The sequence below is a fragment of the Idiomarina sp. UBA4206 genome (genome assembly GCF_002383015.1).
In the GTDB taxonomy this organism is placed as follows: Bacteria; Pseudomonadota; Gammaproteobacteria; order Enterobacterales; family Alteromonadaceae; genus Idiomarina; species Idiomarina abyssalis.
In genome coordinates this window covers 94294-99923 of record NZ_DFTS01000039.1, presented here as the reverse complement: position 1 = coordinate 99923, position 5630 = coordinate 94294, and the positions used below count along the sequence as shown (strand labels likewise).

At 47.7% G+C, this 5630-nt stretch carries 5 protein-coding genes and 1 pseudogene; 2 read left to right on the top strand and 4 right to left on the bottom strand.

Features of this window, described 5'->3' with window-relative positions; all coding sequences use genetic code 11:
* Both B3180_RS08550 and B3180_RS08545 read left to right on the top strand, forming a co-directional pair.
* Positions 1–269, top strand: a pseudogene (locus B3180_RS08550) (OsmC domain/YcaO domain-containing protein); the annotation flags it as partial.
* A 103-nt stretch (positions 270–372) separates the two neighbouring features.
* Positions 373–2055: a GGDEF domain-containing protein gene (locus B3180_RS08545; protein ID WP_273022911.1), complete on the top strand. Its 1683-nt coding sequence runs from the start codon at positions 373–375 to the stop codon at positions 2053–2055.
* Between the two features lie 8 nt (positions 2056–2063).
* Here the strand turns inward: B3180_RS08545 and B3180_RS08540 are convergent, their stop codons facing one another.
* From B3180_RS08540 to B3180_RS08525, 4 genes are all read right to left on the bottom strand, one after another.
* Positions 2064–3014, bottom strand: coding sequence for a vWA domain-containing protein (locus B3180_RS08540; protein ID WP_224798101.1), 951 nt, complete (start codon positions 3012–3014; stop codon positions 2064–2066).
* Positions 3014–4072 (bottom strand): VWA domain-containing protein, encoded by a 1059-nt coding sequence (locus B3180_RS08535; protein WP_286844014.1) that lies wholly within the window; start codon positions 4070–4072, stop codon positions 3014–3016. The genes B3180_RS08540 and B3180_RS08535 overlap by 1 nt, the downstream gene beginning before the upstream one ends.
* Before the next feature lie 13 nt (positions 4073–4085).
* Entirely contained in the window at positions 4086–4856 is a 771-nt protein-coding gene (locus tag B3180_RS08530) for a MotA/TolQ/ExbB proton channel family protein (RefSeq protein WP_054489528.1), read from the bottom strand.
* Positions 4857–4993: 137 nt separating this feature from the next.
* Positions 4994–5630, bottom strand: a 637-nt coding sequence (locus B3180_RS08525; protein ID WP_286844011.1) for a formylglycine-generating enzyme family protein, incomplete at its 5' end; no start/stop codon positions are given.

The window sequence follows — 5630 nt, the reverse complement described above, 5'->3', positions numbered from 1 at the left end:
ACGACAACACGGTTGAGCGTACGTTGTTTTATTCCGCTGTTGAAGCGGTACTTGAGATTACTCTGGACGAAGAACTGGAATTAGAAGACTATCGCTACAACTTAGGCCGCATGTACGGCGAAAAAACCATTGAAGCGGTTATAAGCTCTGTTAAAGGCACTGCGCGCTTCCACGGTTTGGAACCGACCAATATGCAACTGGAAGGTCTGGACAGACACTTGCGCCTTATAGAGAGCTATAAGAAGCTACACACCGCCAGAACAAAGTAGACTACTCCTTCTGGCATAGTGTACAAAAGTTCCGGCAAGGGATAAGATCGTTGTTTGTAAATTGTACAATTTTCAGAACGATCTTAAGTAGCAGAGTAAGCATTTGATTCAAAACAGTCTTATTGCCGGAACTGACCCGCTCGATGCCATTGATGAGTTTCAGGCTATTGTTGACGACATCCCGTCCATCGTTTTTAGAACCCCCATGTCGTCAGACAATGGAGGCCCTGAAACCGCGTTTATTTCTAACGACGTTGAACGGTCTTTGGGCTATCCCAGGGCGACTATAAACAACCTGGAAGATTGGTGGTATGGCAATGTACACCCCGATGATATAAACATTGCTAATGACCAGTTCTCCCGTTGGCAACAGGCCGACTTTAAAGGATTACTACGACGTCAATATCGGTTTAAACACAAAACCGAAGGCTACCTCTGGGTCGAAGACCTAATCAGAAAGCATTCTTCATCGACACACCACGCAGACCAGTTCGTCGGCACCATTACAGTTATTGAAGACTTAGTAAAAACCCGGGAGCAACTCCGTCAATTAAGCTACATTCTTCCCGGCGTCTTGTATCAATTACGGTTTGTTAGTCGCTCTGACATTTCGTTTCCGCTAATTAGTGCTCACTCAAAAAAACTGTTTGATATATCACCCAGCGAATTAACCGACTCTGCCGAGGCCTTTTTTGACAAAGTACACCCAGATGACCGGGAGCCTCTTATTGAAAGCCTGGAGGATGCCAGCAACAAGCTCACCCCATGGCAGTTTGAGTTCCGGGTTATGGTTGAGCAGAAAGTAGTTTGGGTGTCAGGCAGAGCCGTACCGGACAAACAGGTAGAAGATAACCTTATCTGGAACGGCCTTTTTATTGATAATACCGATAAAAAGTCTCTGGAACTTGAGCTAAAGCGGACAAATGATGAGCTGAAACGTGCTCAGAAAGTCGGTCGTGTTGGTCATTGGCAGGCGAATTTGAAATCCCGCGAATTAATTCGCTCTACAATGGTTAGGGAGCTGCTTGGGTTAGAGAAAACGGATTCCAACACCTCGATAGAGCGCTTTAACAGTTTAGTTCACCCGGACGACCTGGAAGATGTTAAATCGCTTGAAAGACTCACCCCTGACAACAATAAACTTCAAATTCAGCACCGTATGCAACATGCCGACGGGCATTATATTTGGGTTGAGGAATTTGCTGAGCTGCAAGACGATGGCTACACGCTAATTGGTACCTTCAGAGACATTACAGAGCAAAAAACATTAGAGCTGGAGCTTTTGAAAAAGTCATCGACCGACAGAATGACCGGAATATACAACCGGGGCTATTTTACAGAGCAAGTGGACAAAGAGCTGTCACGCGCAAAACGAAACGGTCGCCCTTTAAGTCTTATTATTCTTGATATCGACCACTTTAAAAACTGCAACGACTCATACGGACACCCTTTTGGTGACGAAGTGATCATAAAAATTGCATCGTTGCTTAAAAACACTGTTCGCTCTCACGACACCGCTGCGCGTATTGGCGGCGAAGAGTTTGCTGCGTTACTTCCTGAAACAAACCAGGCGGATGCTGCACTAGTGGCGGAGAAGCTACGCACGACCATTTCGGCGCATAAGTTCTCAAAAAATGGCGACGATATTTTTGTGACAGTGACATTAGGCGTGGCAGAAGTGCAGTCCGGAGATAACTGGACCAAGCTCTTCAACCGCGCCGATAAAGCGTTGTATCGAGGTAAGCAGTCGGGCCGTGATCAGGTTTTTCTGGCGAGTGACCTTTAATTTAAACCTTAAAAGTTCAGCCCGACGAAAGCACCACGGTTACGTTTAGCCACTGCCTGCATAAAGGCAGCAAAAGTTTCTGCGTTACCACTTGCGCGGCTAAAGCCGATACCATGAATGCGCATTACAGGCTTGCCGTCAGCGCCCTGATTTTGACTGGTGATCTGCCGAACTATCGCATCCAGATTATTTACCCGGTAATCATCACCAAAAACATAAATGCTGGTTGTGCCCTTGGTTTTTTTATAAAGGTTAATGGCTTTCAGAATACCCAGCTCAGGCGCACTTTTACCGCCGGTGAAGTTTGGCATTTGCTGCATAGCCGTTTGCCTGAAGCTTTTGGTATCTGGCAACCAGTCACCAGCTTTACTGCTGAACATAAAATCGCCATCAGCGGCCATAATTTGGAACCCTTTCATTTTAGGGTGGCTTTCAATAATGTCATTGACCACACTAATGACGCGGTTCCAGCCGTTGCCTCCGGACATCGATCCTGAGTTATCAATCACAAACACCACGTACTCCGCATCGGTAGGAATACCACCGACGTCATCGTCCGGCGTATCCGTGCTGTTAGGAGTGTTTAGCATTGCAGTGGTTTGCCGTATTTCGGCTCGTAACGAGGACGCTTTATTCTGCAGTTGCTGTAAGGTTTTCTGCGCCCGCGGAATAGAGCTTTCTAAGTTTCTTTCCTGCTCGGTCACTGAAGCCGTTTTCTGTTCGGCGGCAGACAGTTCGTCTTGTTTGTCCGACAAAGCACCTTTTAATTCTTCAACCGACTGCTGGGCCTGAAGCACTTCAGAAACTAAGGTACTGAGGTTAGCCGGTCCGCGTTCTGTGTCTTCTGTACCATTTTTCGCCAGCAGTACCAGCATAATAACTGCACCAAAAGCGCAAGAAATAATATCCAGGAATGAGAGGTTAAAAACCTCAATTGGCGCACGCTGAATTTTTCTCATTATGGCCACTCCGGAGCTGGTGATAAGAAGGTGCCACCACTTACCCGCGACCAGTTCCAGTAAAGCGGTGAAGCGTAAGGGTCGCCTTCTATTGGCAAAAGGACAATATTGTAGCGAATACCTTTAGGCGCACGTTTTATGGTCTCAACCATCAATGCCTGACGGCAGTCTGAGGAAATAGATTTTTTCGTCGAAATAAAATTACGACAGGAAAGCGGCAGGCCGTCTCCCAATCTTGGCAGCCCATCCGTTACAATATATACGTCAGTAATATCAGGGTTCGTCTCAAATAACGTGCGAATACCCAGCTGAAGGTTGGTTCCGCCCTCTGGCACAACCGCGCCTAAGTCCTTCACAATAGAGTTCATAGAGCCGCTGACTGAGGCAGTGCTAACGTTCCGTTGCCCTAAACGGTTCGCCGTATTGGAAAAGGTCACCACACTCACTTTTGAGGTTTGCGGTAGACGTGCCAGCAACCACTGAGCAACCCGGCGGGTTCTTATCCACTTAGCGGTAGACACTTTGTCGCCATCGCTTAAAGCCAGCTTGCTCAGCACGTCGATTAAGTTGTCGCCCATCATGGAGGCGCTCTTATCCACCAGAATGCCTATTTGTTCGCCTTCCACCTTCATGCCGGTAATAAAGTTCTGCTCACCCGTACCCGAAAGCTCAACGTTGGCTGACTTCTCAACTTCTTTGGACAAAGCCGCTAACTGGTTTTCCAGGTCGGCAACAACAGCCAACTGAGTCGACAAGTCCTGCAAAGCTTTGGTTTGATCTTGTGTGGTGTCGTTTTTCGCTTCTTTAGAGTCTTTCTGCTTAGCCGACTCCAGCGCAATTTTGTCATTGATTTCGTCAATGGATTTTTTCAGGCGCTGCTGCTCGTCCATTGACGCAGCCAATTCCTGTTCGAGCTTTTCCTTTTCTTCCGAGGGCTCGGGCGTAAAGGCTTTAAAGTCTACCAGAATGAAAATAAGGATAACGGCGCCCAGCCCGCATGCCATGACATCCAGAAAAGATAGATTAAAGCCGTCGCCAGCCTGGCGTGTTCGTCGCATCTGAGTCGCTCAATTAACTGTGTAAATGAGACAGCAAATGCTTCTCGCAGGACTCTTGCGTGCGGATCACCATCTTGTCCTGACGGCTGTTCAGCAAGTGCATAAACAACATCAGAATCAAAGAAATGAACAGCGCCACCAACGTTGAGTTAAAAGCCACACCCAGCGATGCAGTCATACCGGCAATGTCACCATCCAGTGCTTTGTCGGCCTGCGCCAGCGCCGAGCCAATACCGCGCACCGTACCCACGAAGCCAATAGACGGAATAGCCCAGATAATGTAGCGGATCATGTTGTTGCCGCTTTCTAACTGAATGGCAATATTGTCTACCGACGACTCAATAGTGTCAGCGGCGTGCTGAACGTTTTTGGTGTTTTTAAAACGACGAATACAGTTAATCCAGGTGCTGTATGCGGGAGTTTCTTTATAGGCCGAGCTTTCTAAATCATTTAAGGCTGCATCAACGTCCAGCGCTTCAGACTTGTCGTAGCTTTCCAGTAAGTCGCGCGAATATATTTCTTCTTCGTCAATTAACCGCCACAGCTTATACAGCATAAGGAATAAGCAGAACAACATGAGCGAAATACACACCTGCTGTTCAACATCTTTGAAGATAACCGAAAATGCAGTTAGAGCTTCGGTTCCTTGCTCTGCCATTGCCACTTCGGCCGCCGGGCGAATAAGTCCTGCATACAGCAAATGTACAAGGGTAAAAATGGCCAGTAGCACACCACCACTGACAAAAAAGTTAGGGCTCATTGAAAGCGTATTATTTTTAGACATTATGCATTCCGGGCGTTAAATGTTGGTGGGGAAATCTTGTGGTGCATCCAAAGACACAAAATAAGCCGTCGCGCTGCCGGCCAAAGCCAGCAGTATGACGCCCAAAATCACGCGTTTTTTCATGATGTTTCTCCTCATCACTCATGATACCGGGCTATTCTAAAACCGATATCCTCGGCCGAAGCCCTTTCACCGTCGCGAACGCTGGCACGAATATTTTTTAACCGTCCGATTTTGTATGACGCGCCTTTTACCACATGGCCATTACCACGCAACGCGCCCAGGTAGTCGGTATACACCCGGTCAAGGTCTGGAGGGTTTAAAGTGTAGCTATCGTGCACCCACTCTTTGACGTTACCGTCTAAATCAAAAAAGCCGCCACGTTCTGCTTTAAAGCTGCCGACAGGGGCTTTACCGGCAAAACCGTCATTGTAACCAAGTAAAATGAAAGTTTGCTGACCTTTTGCAGACTCATCGGCAAAGTTGCCCTGCTTGTCACGCAGGTGTTCCTGGCTGCCCCACACATAAATAGTAGAGTCAGCTCTGCGATTAATTTTGGCAATGTATTCCCATTCGGCTTCGGTCGGCAAGCGGTAACCTCGCGAGCTCGCATCGGTTCCCACCACTTTACCATTACTGACTTTATAAAAAGGCTGCAGGCCTTCCTGTTCACTCAGCCAGTTGGTAAATAACGCAGCCTCGTCCCAGGACACATTCGTAACCGGCATTTTAGTTTTACCACCAGAGCCTTTAAACGCGGCGAACTGCGCCTCG